Source organism: Streptomyces sp. NBC_00597 (genome assembly GCF_041431095.1).
Lineage (GTDB): Bacteria > Actinomycetota > Actinomycetes > Streptomycetales > Streptomycetaceae > Streptomyces.
Genome location: NZ_CP107758.1, coordinates 482,942 through 502,792, shown reverse-complemented (window position 1 = coordinate 502,792; position 19,851 = coordinate 482,942). Strand labels below are relative to the sequence as shown.

Genomic DNA, 19,851 nt, shown 5'->3' with positions numbered 1-19,851 from the left:
CTGCAGGTGCAGCGATCCGGAGCATCGTGAAGGCCGGGCGAAGGGGACGCGCGCCCCCTCCTGGAGCGAGGCCGTGGCGCGGCGGTCCCGGCCTTCGGCTTCAGCCCGCGGGGCGTCAGTCGGAAGCGGAACCGACGAGGTATCCAAGGCGGACGATGGGGGCCACCGCGTTCAACAGGAGACTGCGGGCCCGGTCCGCCGCGACTGCTTCGGTTTCGGCACGGACGAACAGGACGAGCTCGATACCGTGCGGCACGGGGCGGGCGCGGACGTGCTCCAGGGCGTGGTCCGGGTGGGCGTACGCCCACAGGAGGTCCTGCATCAGGTGGGCGTCCCCGTGGGTGCCCGCACTACCGGCCGCGCTGAGAAGGTGAGCTTGGACCAATCGCAACAACCTCAGTCCCAACCGATGCCGTCGCCGAGGGATGCTCCGGTGGGCGCCACGACCGACGCCCCGACGCCGTCCCATCCGATGCCACTGCCGATCGGCCGACCGGTCGCGGACGCGGTCGCCGTCACGGTGGACACCGGCTTGCCATCCCAGCCGATCCCCGTGAGGTCGGCGGCGAGTGCTCCGTTCAGTGCGACGGGTGCCGCGAGTGCGGACAGCGTCAGCGAAAGGGCGGCGGAAGCGAGCGAGCGAGCGATCCAAGACATGGCGGTCCCCCGGGATGGCCGTGCGGCGATTAAGTGGAGTACGACGAGTGACGCGTGCGGATCAGCGGTCCTGCGACCTGGCGGCCCGGCGGGATCCGTGCTCCCCGCCGCCCTTCTGGTGAGCACCATCCTGTTCGAGCGCACCGCCGCCCGGAAGGGGTTCGCCCTGGCACCAAGTGGTCTGACCCCATGGTGCCAAGTCGCCCAGTGGAACTGATGGTTGCGTGTGCTTGTGGTTCGCTTCTCCGCCCTGAGATGATCGCGCGGCAGACGGCACCCTTAGTCTGTTCGACGCAGCTGGGGGGCTGAACGCATGCTGGAGTTCTTGGGTTTGGACAGTCGCACAGAGGCGGTCTACCGAGAGATGCTCGCCAGACCTGCCGGCGGAGTGGCCGAGCTGTGTGAGCTGCTGGGCCTGCCGGAGAGCACGGTCAGGGGATGCCTGGACCAGCTAGCCGATCTGCAACTACTGCGATCGTCGCGGGACGACCCCGGCGCGCTGCGGGCGGTCAGCCCGGAGCGCGGACTGGAACTGATCCTGCGCCGCCAGGAGGACGAGCTCCTGCGCCGCCAGCAGGAACTGGCGCTCGGCAAGGCGGCCGCGGCGCGGGCCCTGGCCGAGTACGCCTCCTTGCACCCCGACGCGACTGCCGGCGCCACGGAACGACTGGTCGGGCTCGACGCCATCCAGGCGAAGCTCGAAGTGCTCGCGGAGGCGCTCACTCGGGAATGCCTGTCCGTCATGCCGGGTGCCGCCCAGTCCCAGTCCAGCCTCGACGCGTCACGCCCCCTGGACGAAGAGGCGATGGGCCGCGGAGTCAGCATCCTGACGCTCTATCAGGACAGTGCGAGGAACGACCCGGCGACGTACGCCTATGCCCGGTGGATGACGGAGCAGGGCGGAATGGTCCGCACCTGCCCCGTCCTGCCGCCCCGCCTCCTCGTCTTCGACCGCGAAGTCGCCATCGTGCCCATCGATCCGTCCAACAGCCGTCTGGGCGCGCTGTGCACGAGAGAGCCCGGCATCGTGGCCTCCTTGGTCGCCCTCTTCGACCAGACCTGGCACACCGCCGTCCCCCTCGGCACTGCCCAGCCGCAGGGCACCCACACAGGTCTCACCCCCAGCGAGCAGGAACTACTGAGGCTCCTGGCCGCCGGAATGACCGACGAGAACGCCGGGAAACGCCTCGGCATCTCCCTGCGTACCGTCCGCAGACAGATGGCCACGCTCATGGAACGCCTCAACGCCTCCAGCCGCTTCGAAGCGGGGCTGAAAGCCGCGCAGAGCGGCTGGCTCTGACGGCCTCGTGCAGGACTTGATCAGGGTTGCCCGTTCGATCACTCCGCGGGCGCGGGCGGCGTCCCGATCTTCGCGGTTACCGGAGACGATCAGCTCGCGGATGAACTCGGTGAGCACGGCGAAGACGTGGACGACCAGGCATCCACCCGGTGTCGTGTGTCCGGACGGGCGTCGGAGGAACGTCGGGCAGACCGGCTCTAAGCCGGTCCGGCTTTCGCCTCCGCCTTCGCCCGGCACCTGGACGTCACTGTGAGTGGCCCTGCTCAAACAGGCGGCTGACCAGCACCTTCGATGAAACCTGCTCGACCGGGACGCACCGTGAAGGGAATCATGAGCGAGTGACGTCGACCGAAGCAGCAGCAATCGCTCTACAGGACCATGCCGCCCTCTGGAGTACGGGAGAAATCCGCGCGAACGAGGTCGTCAATGCCGCCTGTGACGCGCTCGTCGCCGGACTCGACACCCCCGGCCTTCGGATCCTCGCAGCCCGCACGCGCGCCGAGGCGGACTACGACGTCCACGACTTGCTTCCCGCAGCACTCGACGAACTCGGCCTCACCTTCTATCCGATCGCCAGCGTGGCCGGCCAGGAAGCCGCCGCCCGAGCCCTCGCACGCCGTTTGCTCGCAGGCGAGCTATCGCCTCGGGAGTTCACTTTCCGGATTCACCAGCGCTACGGACATGAGCTGCCCCTGACGGGGCGGCTCGCTGAACTCGACGACGAGTACGACGTCCTCGAATACGGCGACAGGACCGTGGACCAGGTCGATGCCGAGGTCACGGCCGAAGCCCGCCGCCTCGGGACCCACCCGCTTCTCTGAACCCGCGGGCCTCACGGGGGCTGAGACTGGTGAGCTCGCAAGTTCAGGTGTCGCGTATTCGCGGCCGGGCCCAGATGGGGCTCGCGCTGAGTGATCGGCACGAGCTCGGCGGCAGCCGGCAGCCGGCAGTCTGCTGGTAGGCGATTGACATGATGGGCAGCGGCAAGTCCCAGGTGTCTCTAGAGGAGCGACCATGGCGTTCAAGACCGGAGTCTCCGAACGGGACGAGTGGTCCTATTCGCCGGCTGTCGGCGTCGGACCGCTCCGGTTCGGTATGACCGTCGACGAAGTGGTCGAGGCGGCTGAGGTACTCGGCCTGACGAAGGCCAGCGAGTGTGCACGGGACCACGCGATCTTCTCGCCGACGTGGAAGGTCGAAGTCCACCGTCGCGGGGTGGCTCCTTCACCGCTTGCCGTCACGGCCTACGGGAGCCAAGTCGTGGGGCTGTTCTGCATCGCTGTCGACGCCGTGCAAGGTCCCCAGGTCGCGTACGACGGACTCCCGCTGGTCGGGAGAGACCTGTCAGAGCTGGAGAACGACGCAATCGCGTATGCCGAGGCAATGGACGTGCACCTTCGCTACACGCCCGAGGGCTACGCAGGACCGGATGATTCCGGGGTCGTGATGCGCGGGCAACTAGTCGGGCGGGGCCTCCGATCGCGTCCGTTGTTCATGGTGACGCGCGACGGTGCGCATACTGAATGGGACTCGATGCCCTCCGAGGAGTACCGCGTCAACGGCCAGTCCACGGCCTGACGTGGTGTGACCCGTGACGCGGGGTGGGGGAGATGCGCCCGCATCCGCCAGCTCAGCAGTCGAAGCCACGTTCGGGGCGCCCGCGCGCACCACGTACGCGTCGCGGTCGACCGACCACGGGGACGGGTCAGCGACGGTACGCGGCGGTCGCGATGTCGGTGAACGACCGGACCAACGGGTTGGTGTCACCCTCGTTCCACACCGCCACCACTCGGCTGGGCGGCATGTCGACCAGTGGCACTGCGGCCAGCTCGGCGGGCAGGCCGTGTCCGAGCGGGGCCAGGCCGACGATGTCGTTCCACAGCACGGCTTGCAAGCATTCCTGGACGGCGCGCACCACTGGGCCCTCGCGTGGCTCACCGCCGTTCCAGTACGACTGCCAGATCGGGTCGGTTCCGTACGGGAACTGGAACCAGCGGCGGTCGCTCAGGTCGGCCAGTTGCAGCTGGCTGCGGCGGGCAAGCGGATCGTCGGCGCGCAGGACCACGCCGACCGGATCGCTGCGCAACTCACGCACCGTCAGGGCGGTTTCGTTGAACGGCGCCCGTGTCAGGGCGACGTCGACCAGTCCGGCGCGTAGCCCGCAGGTCGGGTCGGTCAGGTCGGTGTCGCGGATGCGGATGTCGCGGCCGGGGTGGCTCCGGCGGTAAGCGGCGGCCAGCCTGGTCACACCCGGGTCGGTGCTGTCGCCCAGGATGCCGACGGTGATGGTCGCGGCGCCGGCCGCTGCGGTCACGCGTGCGCGGATGCGGTCGGCCCGGTCGAGCAGGGCCCGTGCCTCGTCGAGCAGCACGGCGCCCGCCGGGGTGAGCGTGACGCCGGCAGGTGAGCGGGCGAACAGCAGGGCACCGACCTCGGTCTCCAGCTGCTTGATCGCCCGGCTCAGCGGCGGCTGGCTCATGTGCAGTCGAGTGGCGGCCCGGCCGAAGTGGCGTTCCTCAGCGACCGCCACGAAGTAGCGCAAGGTCCGTAGCTCCACGCTGCAACAATACCCATGAGGTATCAGGGCTGCGGGATGGGTTCTTGGACACCGGCAGACTCCCGGCGGTGCACTGGTGAGCATGACCGAAGAAGCAAAGACCAGCGAGCCGCAGACCGCCCCGGCCGAATCGGTGGTGGGTCCCGGCGACGGCGAGACGATCATCCTGGGCACCACGCGCATGCGCGTCCTCGAAGACGGCAGCCACACCGGGCACCGCCTCGCGATCGCCGAGTCCGTCCTCGCCCCGCACACCCAGGGACCGCCGCAGCACCGCCACGCCCAGCACGACCAGGGCTTCTACATCGTCTCCGGCACCGTGCGGTTCACCGTCGGGGACGAGGACCACGACGCCACCACGGGCACGCTCGTGATGGTTCCGCCCGGTACCCCGCACACCTTCGCCAACCCGACCGACCAACCCGCCGTCATCCTCAGCACATTCACCCCCGACCTGTACGTGCAGTACTTCCGAGACCTCCAGAGCGTGATCGCCAGTGGCCGGCCGCTGACGCCACAGGCCAGCATCCGGGCGATGAGCCGCTACGCGACCGAGCCCGCCGCCGACCTCCCGCCGAGCCAGCCGGATGACGCCGCCCGGCCGTCCTCCGTCTGACCAGCACGGCCGGGGCGCGCTCGCCCTTCACCTTCCGGGTCGCTCAGACAACAGCCCGGCCTTCTCCAGGGGTTGCCCTGGGATTCGACGGGTCACCAGCAGCAGGTGACCGTGGACGGGACTCATGAACATTGCATTTTGGACCGTCGCAGGGCTCCTCGCCCTCTTCTACCTGTACGCGGGCGCGATGAAAGTGGTCCGCAGCCGCGATCAACTCCGGCCGATGATGGCCTGGGTCGACCGCATGCCCCTGACCGCCGTCAGGGCGCTGGGGACGGTCGAACTACTGGGCTCGGCCGGACTCGTCCTGCCGCCACTGACCGGCGTCGCCCCCTGGCTGGCAGTGGCTGCGGCCATCGGGTTCGTGCTCCTGCAGATCGGCGCGATCGCCGTCCACCTGACCGGTGAAGACCGCCAGGTCACCCTCAACGTCGGGCTCGTCGCCACGACGACCGTACTCATCTGGCTGGCCACCACGCGGCTGTGATCGAGCACGGTTCTCGACCGGTGGGTACCTCCTGCCCGCTGTCGCCCTCCTCCTCGTACGGACCGCTCCGGGTGACGCCCGCGCCCTTGCAGCGGACCACGTCGTGTTCGCCGCCGTCGGCTGGCCCCGAGGCGCGCCGGTCGAGCAATTTTGCTTGCACGGCCGCGACCGTGGAGGCTGTGGGGGGGGCGCGCGTGAGCGACCATACGTACGGGGGAGGCTTGTGGTGGCAGCTGTAAGAATTCGGCCGGGGCGGGTGGCCGGGGCGTTATTGGTCGTCTTGTCGCTGATACCCGCGCTGATCAGCGGCTTCCTGTTCGCCGTAGCGCTGCCGGACGACAGCCGGCGGTACGCGGATTACGCGGCCGCCGAGCCCTGTGGCGACGGGACCGACGACTGCCTCCGTACCCTCCCCCTCACGGTCGACCACACGGTGGTCAAGAAGGGCCGGAACGGCAAGTTCGAGGCAACTCTCTCCGGCACCGCCTCCAGGAAGGCCGTCGTGAGGTTCGGGGACCCCGGGCCGCTGCTCGCGCGGCTGGAGCCCGGCGACCAGGTGACCGCCACCGTGTGGCGCGGCGCGGTCATGACCGTCGCCAAGGGAGACCTCCGCCAGAGCTCCGCCGACGAGCCCCGCGACGACGCCCAGATGACCGCCGGCCTCGGCACCTTCACCGGCCTGGTCGCGGCTCTCGGGCTCGGCTTCGCGACCGCGTGGCTGGCCGGGTTCGGCGGGCGGGAGCCCTGGACCTGGCGCTCGCTCGGGATGCCCCTGCTCATCGGCGCGGCGATCACCACCCTCGCCGTGGCGCTCACCGCCTTCCTGATCGGCCTGCCCTGGTGGGTCGTGCCCGGCGTCTCGGTGCCGTTCGTGGCGTACGCCGCCCGGCAGCTCCACCGGTACCGGCGGCGATCGGTCCCACCGCGCGGAATGGCGGATTCCTCTCCCGCTGCGTGAATCCCTTCCCGGCCCCTGCCTACGTTGCCCGGCATGGGCCGGAGTAGGAGACCGTCGCGCCGGCAGGTCCAGCGGCAGGTTTGCGGAGGGTCTGGCGGGCTGGCCCCGACGGGTCCGGGCGTCTGCCCGCTGCGCTGACCCGGCCGGGGGCGGGGGCCGGTCCCGCCCCGCTTCCCTCCGCCCCTCGGCCCGCTCGTTTGTCCGGCGTGCGCGGCGCGATGCGGCGCGGCCGTTGCCGATGCGCTGCGGGTGTCGAGTCCGTCGAATCCCCCTCTCCGTCGTCGTCCAGTGCGGGTTCGACGCCAGGCTCGGACGTGGCGCATGCGCGGCACGGGTCCGGCCCGTCGACAGATCCGTGCGGGGGCGCTGACAGCCGCTGACGGGGCGCCCGGGAGGCTGTCAGCGGGCTGGCCGGGGGTTGTCAGCCGGGGCCGCGAACCTCAGGTCATCGAGCACGACGAAGACCTGACGAGGGGATGTTCACCATGACGTACGCGATCCGGGCCGAGGGACTGGTCAAGAAGTACGGCGACTTCACCGCCCTGGACGGCGTGGACCTTGAGGTTCCGGCCGGCAAGGTCGTCGGAGTCCTCGGGCCGAACGGCGCCGGCAAGACCACCACCGTGCGCATCCTCGCCACGCTGATGCGCCCCGACGGGGGACGTGCCACCATCGGCGGCCACGACATCGTCAAGGACCCCGTCAAGGTGCGGCAGTTGATCGGGCTGACCGGGCAGTACGCTTCCGTGGACGAGACCCTGTCCGGCACCGAGAACCTGGTGCTCATCGGGAGGCTGCTCGGCCTGGACCGGCGCGGTGCGAAGGCTCGGGCGGCCCAGCTCCTTGAGGACTTCTCGCTCACCGAGGCGGCCCGCAAGCCGATCTCCACCTTCTCCGGCGGTATGCGGCGGAGGCTGGACCTCGCCGCCTCCCTGGTCGGCCGGCCCCAGGTGCTCTTCCTGGACGAGCCCACCACCGGCCTGGACCCGCACGCCCGCCAGGAGGTCTGGGACGTCGTGCGGCAGTTGGTCGCCGACGGCTCCACGGTGCTGCTCACCACCCAGTACCTGGAGGAGGCCGATCAGCTCGCCGACTCCATAACCGTCTTCGACAAGGGTCGCAAGGTCGCCGAAGGCCGGCCCGGTGAGCTCAAGCGCCGCGTCGGCGGCCAGATCCTCCAGATCCGGCCCACGCTGGCCGCCGATGTGCCGTGGGTCGCCGGGATGCTCGCCGAACTGACCGGGCACACGCCCGCGCAGCAGTCCGGGGTGCTCACGGTGCCGGCCGATGAGCCGCTGGTCGTCGCCGCGGTCGCCCGCCGCCTCGACGGCGCCGGCATCACCGCCGACGAGCTCGGCCTGCGACTGCCCAGTCTGGACGAGGTCTTCCTCGCGCTGACCGGACACGCTCCCGCCGTGGGCAGCGACCAGCCCGTCACCGTCTGAGCAGCCCGCTCACGCACCGTGCCGACCGTTCCCGCCCCGCTCCGCCCGTATCGCACAGACTTCTCGGAGGACCCGTCATGACCACCCAGCTCACCAGCCGTACCGGCCTCGCGCAGACCACCCAGCACAGCATCGCCCTCGCCGGCCGCGGCGTCACCAAGTTCATGAAGTCGCCGATGCAGCTGGTCGACGTGGTCCTCACACCGATCATCAGCCTGCTGATGTTCGTCTACCTCTTCGGGGACGCCATGTCGGGCGGCGACACCGACGGCTACCTGCAGCTCGTCGCTCCCGGAGTGATGGTCATGGCCGTCTTCCAGGCCAGCATCGGCGTCGGCGCCTCGCTCAGCGCCGACGCCAGCACCGGGATCTTCGACCGGTTCCGCAGCATGCCGATCGCCCGCTCCAGCCCGCTGATCGGCGCCGTCCTCGCCGACATCGTCCGCTACGTGGTCTGCCTGGGGGCCCTGGCCGTCCTCGCCCTGGTCATGGGCTACCGCGTCCAGACCGGGCCGGTGGCCACGCTGGCCGCACTCGCCCTGCTCATCGGCTTCGCCCTCAGCTTCTCGTGGATCTCGGTGTACCTCGGGATGCTGATCAAGAACCCGGCCTCCGTGCACGGCCTGATGACCATCCTGATCCTGCCGCTCACCTTCGCCAGCAACGTCTTCATCCCCCGGGACGGCATGGCCGGCTGGCTGCGGGCCTGGTCCGACGTCAACCCCGTCTCCCTGGTCGCCGAAAGCGTCCGCGGCCTGCTCAACGGCGGCCCGGTCGCCGGCTCCCTGCTCGCCACCCTGGCCTGGATGGCCGGCGTGATCGCGGTCTTCTTCCCGCTCGCCATGCACGCCTACCGCAAGAGCGCCGCCTGACCCGGCGGCGGCACGACCCGCCGGGCGGGGTCCGCACCCACGGTGCGGGCCCCGCCCGGCTTTCGCACGACCCCGCACGTCCATCAGATGCGTGACACCGTCCGCAGGGCCTCCGCCTCCAGCCATCGCAGTGCGTCCTTCCGGGAGTACGAGGCCCCCTCCTCGAACATCCGCGCGAAGCCGTCCTCGCCCAGCACCACCACGATCCGGTCGATCAGCTCGCGCCACTCCGGCTCGCCCCGGTCGAAGGCGCCGCGCATCACCTGGCTCATGCCGAGCGATCTGGCGCCGTCCTCGGGGGACCCCTCCAGCGTGCGGATCCCGCCCAGCAGCTCGGCCACCCAGGCGAGCGCGGCGCCCGCCCCCTGGCCGAGCAGGGCGCCGGCAGCCTCGGGGAGAAGGGCCCTGGCCCGCACCGTGTCCTCCTCGGCCAGCAGGTTCTCGATGCGGGTGCTGATGATCAGGTCGCGGGCCAGCTCCCGCAGGGAGGGACGCCGGACGCTCAGAGCCTCCAGCCGGTCCAGGGTCGCATGGGACCGGGCGAGGTCGCCGGCCCTGCGGTGGACGTTCGCCAGGCCGACGAGGATGTTGGCCTCCATGCGGAGCTGTCCGCGCGAGCGGGCCTGCTCGTACGCGGCGTACAGGTCGCGGAAGGCGCCCTCCAAGTCTCCGCTGCGCCTGCGCTCACGGGCGAGCCTGGCCTTGCTGAGGTACAGGTAGTCCTCGGTGCCGAGTTCGGAACTGAGCACCACGGTCCGCTCGAAGGTGGCGATGGCCTCGGGGTACTCGCCGCGCAGCGAGTGGTCCCGGCCGATCGGGAGCAGGCTCATGACGAGCCCCCAGCGGTCGCCCACCTCCTCGAAGCCGCGCAGCGCCTCGGTACGGGATCGGGCACCGGTGACCATGTCGCCCTGCTCGGTGAGGGCGAAGTCGCGTGCCAGGTGGGCGCTGGCCCGCGTCCACGGATCGGGCGAGTCCAAGGGGTCCTGGTCGGCGGCCGTGCCCGGCCCCGGTACGCCCGCGGGGAGGGAGGCCCGGGACATCCGCAGGAGCAGCTGGGCCGGGTGGAACTCGCGCGCCATCGCCGATTCGCCCGGGGCGTCGCCGTGTTCGCTCCCGGCCCGGGCCGGTACGGGATCCGGCCCGGGCTGCCGTGCCAGGCAGCCGTCGAGTCGGGTGCTCATCCCCCTGATCCCCCAGTACCAGAACATCGCGCTGGTGAAGCGTGCGGCCAGGCCCTCGTCGGGGGCGTCGGCGACCGAGCGCAGCGCGAGCACGAGGTTGTCGTGCTCGGCGTCGAAGACCTCGATCGCGCGCAGCTGTTCGCGGGTGCGCAGGCGCGGTTCGTACGCCTCCGCAAGGGCCAGGAAGTACGCGGCGTAGCGCTGGGTGACGGCGTCCCCGGACTCGGTGTCGGCGAGCTGCCGCGCCGCGTAGGCGCGTACCGTCTCCAACATCCGGTAGCGCGGCTCGCCCGTCCCCTCGTCGGCGGTGTCGACCAGCGACTTCTCGACGAGGGCGTCCAGGACGTACGGAACGTCGGCTGCCGGCAGCGACGCGTCCGCGCAGACCGCTTCGAGGGCGGGGACGGTGGCGCCGCCCGGGAACACGGACATCCTGCGGGCGAGGATCCGCTCGGGTTCGTCGAGCAGGTCCCAGCTCCACTCGACGAGCGCGAGCAGGGTGCGCTGGCGGGGCAGGGCCGTGCGGCTGCCGGAGGCGAGGAGCCGGAAGCGGTCGTCGAGGCGTCGGGCGACCTGCTCGACGCTCATCGAGCGGAGCTTCGCCGCGGCCAGTTCGAGGGCCAGCGGCATCCCGTCGAGGCGTCGGCACACCTCGACCACGGCGTCGAGGGTGAGGTCGTCGAGCGTGAAGTCCGGCCGGACCCCAGCGGCCCGGTCGGTGAAGAGGCGCACGGCGGGCGACTGCGCCGCTTCGGCGGGCTCCGGTGACCCCGTGGGAACGTCGAGGGGACCGAGGTGGCACAGGGACTCGCCGGTGATGGCGAGGGCCTCGCGGCTGGTGGCCAGGATCCGCAGCTCGGGAAGCTGGTGCAGGAGCGCCGTGGCCAGTTCCGCGGCGGCCTCGACGAGGTGCTCGCAGTTGTCGAGGAGGAGCAGGGCGTCACTGCTGCCGAGGAGCCCGGCGATGCGTTCGGCGGGGGTGGTCCGCTGCCCCTGGCCGGCTTCGTAGAGGGCGCCGTCCGTGGAGCCGAGGGCGCCGAGCACCGCGTCGGCCAGCTGGTCCGGTGCGCTGACACCGGCGAGCGGGACGAACCAGACACGGCCGCGCGCGTGGGCGCGGTCCCGGGTGGCGGCCTCCAGGGAGAGCCGGGTCTTGCCGGCGCCTCCGCCGCCGACGATGGTGACGAGCCGGCCCCGGGCAAGGTGTTGTGCGACGAGGTCCAGTTCGCCGTCGCGGCCTACGAAGCTGGTGAGGCGTGCCGGGAGGCGGCTCACGGCCGGCTCGGCGCGCTCGCGGGGCGCCTTCAGCTCGCCCCGCAGCAGCGCGAGGTGCGTCTCGCGCAGCTCGGCCGACGGGTCGACCCCGAGTTCGTCGCCGAGCCGCTCCCGTATCGCCTCGTACACCGCGAGGGCGTCGGACTGGCGGCCGGCCGCGGACAGCGCCCGCATCCGCAGCCCGGCGACCCGCTCGCTCAACGGCCTCTCGGCACCCGCCGCTTCGAGGTCGGGCAACACCTCGCCGTACCGTCCGCGCTGGAGTTCGGAGTCCCAGCGGTCCTCGGCGGCCGCGGTCCGCAGGCTCTGGAGCCGGGTCGCGACGGGCTGCGCGAACGGGGCGTCGAGTACGTCGGCCAGGGCGTCGCCCTGCCACAGGCCGAGCGCCTTCGCGAGCAGCCCGGCCGCCTCGTCGGCGCGACCTGCCGCCAGTTCCCGTCTGCCCCGGGCGGCCAGCTCCTCGAAGCGGTGGACGTCCACGTCCTCGGGCCGCAGCGAGAGCCGGTACCCGCCGGACGCGGATTCCACGGCCGCGGAGCCCCGTAGCGGTTTGCGCAGGCGGGACGCCAGGGCCTGCAACGCGTTGGCGGCGTCGGCGGGCGGCTCTTGCCCCCACAGCCCGTCGACGAGCGCGTCGGCGGAGACGGCGCGGCCCCCGCCGAGGGCGAGCCTGGCGAGGAGCATGCGCAGCCGCACGCCGCCCACTTCGACGGGCGTTGCGTCCTCGTCGTACACCCGAACCGGTCCCAGCAGCTGTACGCGCACCACGGCGGTCTCCCCCTTCGGACCGACCGGGCCCCCGTGTCGATCATTCTTCCAACGCCGCGTCAGCATCACCCACTTGGCCGCTCCGGTAAAGGGCCTCCGGCCTGCGACCTGCGACGTCTTCGTCGGCGTCCGGCGGTGAACGGCTCGGGTGAGGGGTGCGCGTGCGGACCTGCGCGCGTCGAGTGCGCCCCGACGACTACGGTCCGGACCACTTGAGCCGGACGGCGCCGTGCCGCCGAGGCGCGGCCGCCGCGGGGTGGGCAGGTGAAGCGGTGTCGGGGTGCGATCTCGGTCGATCGGGACCGTTGCCGTATGCCTCATCGGCCGCGGAGCTGTCGGGCTTCACGTGCGGCCTGCCCCGCCGGCCGTCGGAGCATCGGGGCCGAGGTGCGGCCGATGCTGGGTGGCTGTGCGGCCGCCGAACGGGGGCGTGGACCGGAAGGTCCGTCGCCGAGCGGGTCGTCGAGCGTGACCGCCGCCGCCGGCAGCGACCCCGCCCACTTCTCTGACAGCCGGTGGTGACCGGCGCGGCATCGGCTCTGTTGCCGGTACAGCCGTCTGAGTGACCCTCTGCGGCGCCGCGACCCCAAGTGCCACACGGAATAGTGGAGTTGAGGACGGTCCACGGGAGCCGTCGTGAGGGGCGGACGGGTGGGACGCGTTCGGCACGATCGGCGCTCCACCATGATCAGACGGCTCTATGCCGCCGGATGACCTGCTGATAGCCTGCCAAAAAATCTTGTTCCTACGAGATCACAGGCGGGCGGCCGATCCATGGTCTGCCTGCGGGAGGTGCCTACGTGGCAGCCAACCATCTGTTAAAGGAGGAGCTGCACGCCAGCGTCTCCGATCCGGTTCTCGACACGATGAACTTCCTCAACGGGATCACGCACCGCTACCCGGAGGCGGTTTCCTTCGCTCCCGGCCGCCCGTACGACGGATTCTTCGACACGGAAGAGATCTTCGAGCACATCCGCCGCTACCTGGACCACCTGGCGAAGACCGGGTACACGCCCGGCGAGATACGCGATGCGGTCTTCCAGTACGGACCGACCCACGGCCAGATCCGGGAACTGATCGCCGACTCGCTCCGCAAGGACGAGGACATCGACGTGCCGCCCGAGGCCATCGTCGTCACCGTCGGCTGCCAGGAGGCCATGCTCCTGACCCTGCGCGCCCTCATGGCGAGCCGGGACGACGTGCTCCTGGTGGCGAGCCCCTGCTACGTGGGCATCACCGGCGCCGCACGGCTGCTCGACATCGCCCTCACTCCCGTGGAGGAGCGGGCCGACGGCCTGCACTGCGACGACGTGGAGGCCGCGATCCGGGCCGAGCGGGCCCGGGGACGGCGCCCGAGGGCGCTCTACGTGGTCCCCGACCATTCGAATCCGTCCGGTGTCACCCTCTCCGCGGAAGCGCGCAGGGGGCTCCTCGAACTCGCCGCCCGAGAAGACTTCCTCCTGCTGGAGGACAGCCCGTACCGGATGGTCAGCCCGGGCCGGCAGCTCCCCACGCTCAAGTCCCTCGACCGTGACCGCCGCGTCGTCCACCTCGGCTCGTACTCCAAGACGCTCTTCCCGGGCGCACGGGTGGGCTTCGCCGTCGCGGACCAGGTCGTCGTCGACCGAGACGGCACCACCGGTCTGCTGGTGGACGAGATCACCAAGATCAAGAGCATGGTGTCGGTGAACACGTCCGCACTCGGCCAGGCTGCCGTGGGCGGGATGCTACTGGCGGCCGACGGCCGCACCGCCGACATCAACGTCGAGACCTCCCGCTACTACGGCGATGCGATGCAGGCCGTCCTGCGGGAACTGGACGGGGCCTTTCCCGAGGAGGAGCGCGCGGCACTCGGCGTGCGCTGGAACCGGCCCACCGGCGGCTTCTTCCTGACCGTGGACGTCCCGTTCCGCGCGGACAACGCCGCGCTGGAACGTTCGGCGGAGGAGTTCGGCGTCATCTGGACGCCCATGTCCTACTTCTATCCCCAGGGCGGCGGAGCCAACAGCATCCGTCTGTCCATCAGCTACCTGACCCGATCCGAGATCGCCGACGGGGTCGGGCGTCTGGCACGTTTCATCAGGGATGAGACCGCTGCCCATGACCCGTCACAGCCCACGAGGAAACCGACACGTTGTTGAACACACAGGCACTGATACGCAGCAAGCCGCGCATGTGGGGGTGGACCTTCCGATGACCACCGCGATGAACCCCCGGTACGCCGAACTCCTCGAACCGCCGATACCCTCCCCCGGCCCGGCACTGACCGCCCCGCGGATCGCGGGCGTCGCGACGGCCGTTTCGGGGACGTCGTACACCCAGCAGGAAATCCTCGACCTGTTCGAGATATCGGACCCCAAGGTCCGGTCCGTCTTCCTCAACAGCGCCATCGAAAGACGCTTCCTCTCCCTGCCTCCGCGCGACCCGCACGGCGCGCTCCGCTCCGAGGTCCAGGGTGAACTCCTCGACAAGCACAAGAGGCTCGCCCTCGACATGGGGGCCAGGGCGATCCGCAAGTGCCTGGCCAACACGGGCATCGACCCGCACGACATCGACTACCTGTGCGTGACGACCACCACGGGCTTCCTGACTCCCGGCCTGAGCGCCCTGCTGATCCGCTCCCTGGGGCTGCGCCCGCAGACGAGCCGCGTGGACGTCGTGGGCATGGGCTGCAACGCCGGCCTCAACGCCCTTCAGGCGACGGCTGGTTGGGCCACGGCGCATCCGGGCCAGGTGGCCGTCATGCTGTGCGTGGAGGCCTGCTCCGCCGCCTACGTCATCGACGACACGATGCGGACCGCCGTCGTCAACAGTCTCTTCGGGGACGGCGCCGCCGCCGTCGCCCTGGTCGCCGATCCGTCGCAGCCCCCGCCGCCCGTCGGCGCGCACCGCGGGTTCCACGGTCCGCGGATCCTGGGCTTCTCCAGCCACCTGATCACCGACGCGATCGACGCCATGCGGTACGACTGGAGCGACGCGCAGGGCAAGTTCAGCTTCTACCTGGACCCGCAGGTGCCCTACGTCGTGGGCGCTCACGCGGAGCAAGTGGTCGACCGTCTGCTGGCCCCGGCCGGCCTGCGCCGTTCCGACATCGGCCACTGGCTGGTGCACTCCGGCGGCAAGAAGGTCATCGACGCGGTACGGATCAACCTGGGTCTCACGCGCCACGACGTGCGGCACACGACCGGAGTCCTGCGCGACTACGGCAATCTCTCCAGCGGCTCGTTCCTGTTCTCCTACGAGCGGCTGCTCAGGGAAGGCGTGGCCGCACCCGGCGAGTACGGCGTCCTGATGACGATGGGGCCGGGCTCCACCATCGAAACGGCACTCGTTCAATGGTGAATGAGGAGCAGGTGAAGGAAACCATGACCGAAACAGGCACGATCTCCGCGGCGTACGACGCCGCCACCGCGACCCTGACCCTCGACGGCCGCCTGCCCTTGTCCTCCGCCGCCGTCGCCGCCGTCAACGCGGCCTGCGACGCTGCCGAGGACGGGCGCACCGCCGGCCACCTGACCGTCCGGCTCTCGGGCGTCCCCGCAGTGCCGCAGGCCGACGGGGCGACGGTCTCCCTGGTGAGCAAGTGGGAGCGGGCGCTGCGCCGGTTCGAACGCCTGCCGGCGGCGACCTTCGCGACGGCCGAGGGGCCGTGCGGCGGTCTCGCGCTCGACCTCCTCCTGTGCACGGACCGCCGCATCGCCGACGGCGCCGCGAGCCTGGTGATGCCGGTCGAGAACGGGACGACCTGGCCGGGCATGACGTTGTACCGGCTCGGCAGGTCCCACGCCGGTGCCGCCGCGGTCCGCCGTGCCGTCCTCTTCGGCACGGCGATCGGTGCGCAGGAGGCCGTGGCCCTCCAGTTGGTCGACGTCGTGGCGGACGACGTCGAAGCGGCGCTGGCGGCGGCCGTCGCGTCGACCGCCTCCGTGCGGGGATCCGAGCTGGCCATCCGACGCCAGCTGCTCTTCGACGCCGCGACGACCAGCTTCGAGGAGGCACTCGGCGCCCATCTCGCCGCGTGCGACCGGGCTTTGCTGCAGTCGGCCGCCGCCGAGGCGGCCGCATGACCGTCGACCACGTCGTGGCCCGCACGCACGCCGGAGCCGCGGCCGCTCCCGCCCTTCCTGCCGATCTCGACTCGGCCCGGCTCGCGCTGGCACGCGCGGCCGCGGCCACCTCGGCCCTGCTCGCCGACCTCGGCGAGCCGGCGGACCGGTCGCCGGAGCAGCGTGCCGAGGCCGCCGCGGCGGTCGACGCCGCCAGGGCCCTGCGTGCGGCGTTCATGGACGCCCACGCGGAGGCGGTGTACGACGAGCTCACGGATCACCGGTCCCGTCACCTGCGGATCGCCGAGCTGGTCCGGGAGGCCGCGGTGCGCTTTCCCGGACTCGTGCCGACCGTGGAGCAGCTGGCCGCCGAGCGCACCCGGGCCCAGTCGCACAAAGAGGGCCACGAGATCGACCAGGGGATCTTCTTCAGCCGTGTGCTGCGCTCCCCCACGGCCGGGGCGCACCTCCTCGACGCGATGCTGCAGCCCACTCCTGCCGCCCTCGCGCTGCTGCCGGAGTTCACCCGCACCGGAACGGTCCGGTTGCGGTCCGTGACGGTGGAACGCCGCGGTGCGGTCACCCATCTGACCATGTGTCGCGAGGACTCCCTGAACGCGGAGGACGACCAGCAGGTCGCCGACATGGACACGGCGGTCGACCTGGTGCTCCTGGACCCGGCCACCGAGGTCGGCGTGCTGCGGGGCGGCGTCATGTCGCATCCCCGCTACCGCGGTCGGCGGGTCTTCAGCGCCGGCATCAACCTCAAGGCGCTGCACGGCGGCGGCATCTCGCTCGTGGACTTCCTGCTGCGGCGTGAGCTGGGCTACCTGCACAAGCTGATCCGGGGTGTGAGGCCGCAAGGCTCTGCGGACTGGCGGCGGCCCACCGTCGACAAGCCGTGGGTCGCCGTCGTGGACGGTTTCGCCATCGGCGGCGGCGCCCAGCTGCTCCTGCTCTTCGACCACGTCATCGCCGCGTCGGACGCCTATGTGAGCCTGCCGGCGGCGCAGGAGGGCATCATCCCGGGCGTGGCCAACTTCCGGCTGACGCGTTCGGTCGGGCCCCGGCTGGCCCGGCAGGTCATCCTGGAGGGGCGGCGCGTCCACGCGAGCGAGCCGGCGGCCCGGCTGCTCGTCGACGAGGTGCACGAGCCGGCCGCGCTGGACGCGGCCGTGGCCGAAAGCGCGGAGCGGCTTCGCGGCACTGCCGTCCTCGCGAACCGGCGCATGCTCAACCTGGCCGAGGAGCCGGTCGAGCAGTTCCGTTCCTACATGGCCGAGTTCGCGCTCCAGCAGGCCCTGCGGCTGTACGACGCCGACGTGCTCGACAAGGTCAGCCGCTTCTCGGGGGCTTCGGTCGAGGAGGCTGCCCCGGCCCGGGGCTGACGCATCCGCGCCCCGCGCGGACGGCTCCCCCGTCCGGGGAGCCGTCCGCGCCGGCGGGTTGCCGTGCCACCGCCGCTCGCCGGGCCGTGGCACGGCCCCCGCCGTCACCGGCCCTCGCAGCAGGGCCCCACGTAGAGAGACATTTCGAGGAATCATGGTTGCCGCCAGCTCGCGGGGCCGCAGGATCGTCCTGTGGCGTCACGGCCAGACCGCCTGGAACCGGGAACAGCGTTTCCAGGGGACCACCGACATCGAACTGAACGCCGAGGGCGTGACGCAGGCGCGGCGCGCCGCACGGGTACTGGCGGCCTTCGCCCCCGATGCCGTCATCACCTCCGATCTGAAGCGGGCCGCCGCCACCGCGCGCCACCTGTCCGTGCTGACGCACCGGGCTGCCACCCCCGAGGAGGGGCTCCGCGAGGCGTACACCGGTCGGTGGCAGGGGCTCACCCACGACGAGATCGTGGCCGGGTACGGCGAGGAGTACGAGGCCTGGAGAAGGGGTGAGCCCGTGCGTCGTGGGGGTGGCGAGCTGGACACCGAGGTGGCCGAGCGGGCGACCGCCGTCGTGGAGCGCCATGCCGAGCGGCTCCCGGACCGCGGGACGCTGGTCGTGGTGAGCCACGGCGGCACCATCCGGGCGACGGCCGGCCGTGTCCTCGGCATGGATCCGGCGGACTGGATGTCTCTGGCCGGCCTGTCGAACTGCCGCTGGCACGTGCTGAGCGAGGAGCCTTCCGGTTGGCGGCTGTCGGTGCGCAACGCCGGGGCTCCGCAGGAGACGGAGTTCGGCGAGGGCTGACGTCGGGGCCGCGCGCGAACGCACGACGTCTCGCGTCCTCGCGTCTTCGCGTCTTCGCGTCTTCGCGTCTTCGCGTCTTCGCGTCCGGCTATCGGGTCCGGTCGGGGAACAGCCCGGCGATCCGCGCCACGAGGCCTTCCGCCGTGCCGTCCTGCAGATCGGCGACCAGGGCCGGCTCCGCGTCGTACAGGGGATGGTCCTGTGCGAGCCGTGCCCGGCCCCCGCCCGTGATGTTGAGCAGGACGTGCTCCTCCTCGGGGATGCGGCCGTCGAGGACCGCCTTGCGGAGGCCGGCGAGCGCCACCGCTGAGGCCGGCTCGATGTCGACGGATTCGGCCTTCCCGAAGACGTCCCTCTCGTACTCAGCCGCGTCCTGCTCGACGGTGAGAACGTCGCCGGAGCTCTCGGTGAGCACGTCGTAGACGCCGCAGTGGACGGCGTACGGGGGGAAGCGGTTGGTCAGCTCGTCCGCGAAGACGGTTCTCGTCGCGGCCCGCGCGTCGTCCGCTCCGCACGGGGCGAGCTGTCGCGTCCCGGACTTCCAGGAGTCGGCGAGCGGAGCGAACGACGCGTTCTGGCAGAGCAGGAGCCGCGGCAGGTCCGTACCGTAGCGTCCCGTGCCGAGGAGCCTGGTCGCCGCCTCGTGGACGGCGATGGCGCCGGCTCCGCTGCCGACGGCCTGGACGTAGACGCCGGGCATCCTGCCCATGGCTTCCACGCCCGCGTACAGGACCGTCGCGAGTCCGTCGCGCCGGCCGATGTTGCGTACTCCGCCCTCGGCCTGGAAGCCGGGGAGCGCGGCCACCGACTCTGCGAGGGCTATCGCGTCGGAGTAGTCGGCGCCGTCCAGCACCACGAGCCTGACCGCCGGGTCCAGCGGTGCCCGGAACCTCATCCTGTCCAGGCCGCGGCGGGGCACGATCAGGAGGCACGGTCGCCGGTGGCGCGAGCAGATCGAGGCGAAGGCCGCGGCGGTGTTGCCGGCGGAGGCCACGACGAGCACCGGCGGATCCGACGGCAGACGCCCCAGGACCGCGTACGCCTCCAGCTCTTTGAACGTCGCCGTTTCGAGGAACGCCCCGCGCTCGGGCCAGTACCCGTTGAAGGCGATCCAGAGGTTCGGCAGGCCGAGCTGGGCGCAGAGTTCCTCGCTCTGGAACACGGCCGTGCGGGCCGCCGTCGGGAACGTCCTGGTGACCGGGAGCCAGTCCCGGTAGCGGAACAGCCCGTCGGTATCGGGCTGCGGCGCGAATTCCTTCACCGCGTAGTCGGACCGGAGCAGCGCCGGCCCGTGATCGCGGCTGCACGACAGCATCATGCCGTCGTCCTGGCCGCGCTGTCCGCACAGCGGACAGAACACCGTGTAGTGGCGGCTCACCCTTTTCTCCATTTCCCGTATTTCCTTTCTGAGGGTCAGCATCGGCATGTCGTCCGCAGGCGCATCGGTCCCGTGATCCGTCGTCCCGGCCGCCTCGGGCGCCGGGCTCGCCCGGCGG

At 71.4% G+C, this 19,851-nt stretch carries 18 protein-coding genes; 13 read left to right on the top strand and 5 right to left on the bottom strand.

Going from position 1 to position 19,851, the window contains the following annotated elements:
• Nucleotides 1–115: 115 nt before the first annotated feature.
• Together OG974_RS31895 and OG974_RS31890 are read right to left on the bottom strand one after the other, a co-directional pair.
• Nucleotides 116–322, bottom strand: a complete 207-nt coding sequence (locus OG974_RS31895; protein ID WP_327286372.1) for a hypothetical protein — start codon at nt 320–322, stop codon at nt 116–118.
• A 74-nt stretch (nt 323–396) separates the two neighbouring features.
• A complete protein-coding gene (locus OG974_RS31890; protein WP_327286371.1) occupies nt 397–657 on the bottom strand; it encodes a hypothetical protein in 261 nt (86 codons plus the stop codon).
• Nucleotides 658–970: 313 nt separating this feature from the next.
• Between OG974_RS31890 and OG974_RS31885 the strand changes: the two genes are divergently transcribed.
• From OG974_RS31885 to OG974_RS31875, 3 genes are all read left to right on the top strand, one after another.
• Complete coding sequence (locus tag OG974_RS31885) at nt 971–1,957, top strand: LuxR C-terminal-related transcriptional regulator (RefSeq protein WP_331735258.1); 987 nt, start codon at nt 971–973, stop codon at nt 1,955–1,957.
• Between the two features lie 338 nt (nt 1,958–2,295).
• Entirely contained in the window at nt 2,296–2,778 is a 483-nt protein-coding gene (locus OG974_RS31880; protein ID WP_331735255.1) for a hypothetical protein, read from the top strand.
• A gap of 193 nt (nt 2,779–2,971) precedes the next feature.
• Nucleotides 2,972–3,535, top strand: a complete 564-nt coding sequence (locus OG974_RS31875; RefSeq protein WP_331735252.1) for a hypothetical protein — start codon at nt 2,972–2,974, stop codon at nt 3,533–3,535.
• A gap of 127 nt (nt 3,536–3,662) precedes the next feature.
• Here OG974_RS31875 and OG974_RS31870 read toward each other — a convergent pair whose 3' ends face one another.
• Entirely contained in the window at nt 3,663–4,499 is an 837-nt protein-coding gene (locus OG974_RS31870; protein ID WP_331735249.1) for a LysR family transcriptional regulator, read from the bottom strand.
• Between the two features lie 97 nt (nt 4,500–4,596).
• Here OG974_RS31870 and OG974_RS31865 point away from each other — a divergent pair, with 97 nt between their 5' ends.
• The 5 genes from OG974_RS31865 to OG974_RS31845 all read left to right on the top strand — a co-directional run bounded on the left by OG974_RS31865 (nt 4,597) and on the right by OG974_RS31845 (nt 8,892).
• Nucleotides 4,597–5,130 carry a cupin domain-containing protein gene (locus tag OG974_RS31865; protein ID WP_331735246.1) on the top strand — a complete coding sequence of 178 codons (534 nt, stop codon included), beginning with the start codon at nt 4,597–4,599 and terminating at the stop codon, nt 5,128–5,130.
• Between the two features lie 124 nt (nt 5,131–5,254).
• On the top strand, nt 5,255–5,617 hold the full coding sequence (locus tag OG974_RS31860) for a DoxX family protein (protein ID WP_327286366.1): 363 nt from the start codon (nt 5,255–5,257) through the stop codon (nt 5,615–5,617).
• A gap of 280 nt (nt 5,618–5,897) precedes the next feature.
• Nucleotides 5,898–6,575 (top strand): hypothetical protein, encoded by a 678-nt coding sequence (locus OG974_RS31855; protein WP_327286365.1) that lies wholly within the window; start codon nt 5,898–5,900, stop codon nt 6,573–6,575.
• Nucleotides 6,576–7,060: 485 nt separating this feature from the next.
• Entirely contained in the window at nt 7,061–8,020 is a 960-nt protein-coding gene (locus OG974_RS31850; protein WP_329316890.1) for an ATP-binding cassette domain-containing protein, read from the top strand.
• Nucleotides 8,021–8,097: 77 nt separating this feature from the next.
• A complete protein-coding gene (locus tag OG974_RS31845; RefSeq protein WP_331730067.1) occupies nt 8,098–8,892 on the top strand; it encodes an ABC transporter permease in 795 nt (264 codons plus the stop codon).
• 83 nt (nt 8,893–8,975) lie between these two features.
• On the opposite strand, the gene OG974_RS31840 is transcribed toward OG974_RS31845, so the two are convergent.
• Complete coding sequence (locus OG974_RS31840; protein WP_371647266.1) at nt 8,976–12,119, bottom strand: BTAD domain-containing putative transcriptional regulator; 3,144 nt, start codon at nt 12,117–12,119, stop codon at nt 8,976–8,978.
• An 800-nt stretch (nt 12,120–12,919) separates the two neighbouring features.
• Here OG974_RS31840 and OG974_RS31835 point away from each other — a divergent pair.
• The 5 genes from OG974_RS31835 (at nt 12,920) to OG974_RS31815 (ending at nt 18,355) form a co-directional block, all read left to right on the top strand.
• Nucleotides 12,920–14,260 carry a PLP-dependent aminotransferase family protein gene (locus OG974_RS31835; protein WP_331730062.1) on the top strand — a complete coding sequence of 447 codons (1,341 nt, stop codon included), beginning with the start codon at nt 12,920–12,922 and terminating at the stop codon, nt 14,258–14,260.
• Nucleotides 14,261–14,312: 52 nt separating this feature from the next.
• Nucleotides 14,313–15,461, top strand: a complete 1,149-nt coding sequence (dpgA, locus tag OG974_RS31830; protein ID WP_331735243.1) for a 3,5-dihydroxyphenylacetyl-CoA synthase DpgA — start codon at nt 14,313–14,315, stop codon at nt 15,459–15,461.
• A gap of 23 nt (nt 15,462–15,484) precedes the next feature.
• Nucleotides 15,485–16,186, top strand: coding sequence for an enoyl-CoA-hydratase DpgB (dpgB, locus tag OG974_RS31825; protein ID WP_329316882.1), 702 nt, complete (start codon nt 15,485–15,487; stop codon nt 16,184–16,186).
• Nucleotides 16,183–17,553, top strand: a complete 1,371-nt coding sequence (gene dpgC / locus OG974_RS31820; protein WP_327286359.1) for a (3,5-dihydroxyphenyl)acetyl-CoA 1,2-dioxygenase DpgC — start codon at nt 16,183–16,185, stop codon at nt 17,551–17,553. The genes dpgB and dpgC overlap by 4 nt, the downstream gene beginning before the upstream one ends.
• A gap of 154 nt (nt 17,554–17,707) precedes the next feature.
• Nucleotides 17,708–18,355: a histidine phosphatase family protein gene (locus OG974_RS31815; RefSeq protein WP_327286358.1), complete on the top strand. Its 648-nt coding sequence runs from the start codon at nt 17,708–17,710 to the stop codon at nt 18,353–18,355.
• 88 nt (nt 18,356–18,443) lie between these two features.
• On the opposite strand, the gene OG974_RS31810 is transcribed toward OG974_RS31815, so the two are convergent.
• Nucleotides 18,444–19,745, bottom strand: coding sequence for a cysteate synthase (locus tag OG974_RS31810; protein WP_371647262.1), 1,302 nt, complete (start codon nt 19,743–19,745; stop codon nt 18,444–18,446).
• Nucleotides 19,746–19,851 lie beyond the last annotated feature (106 nt).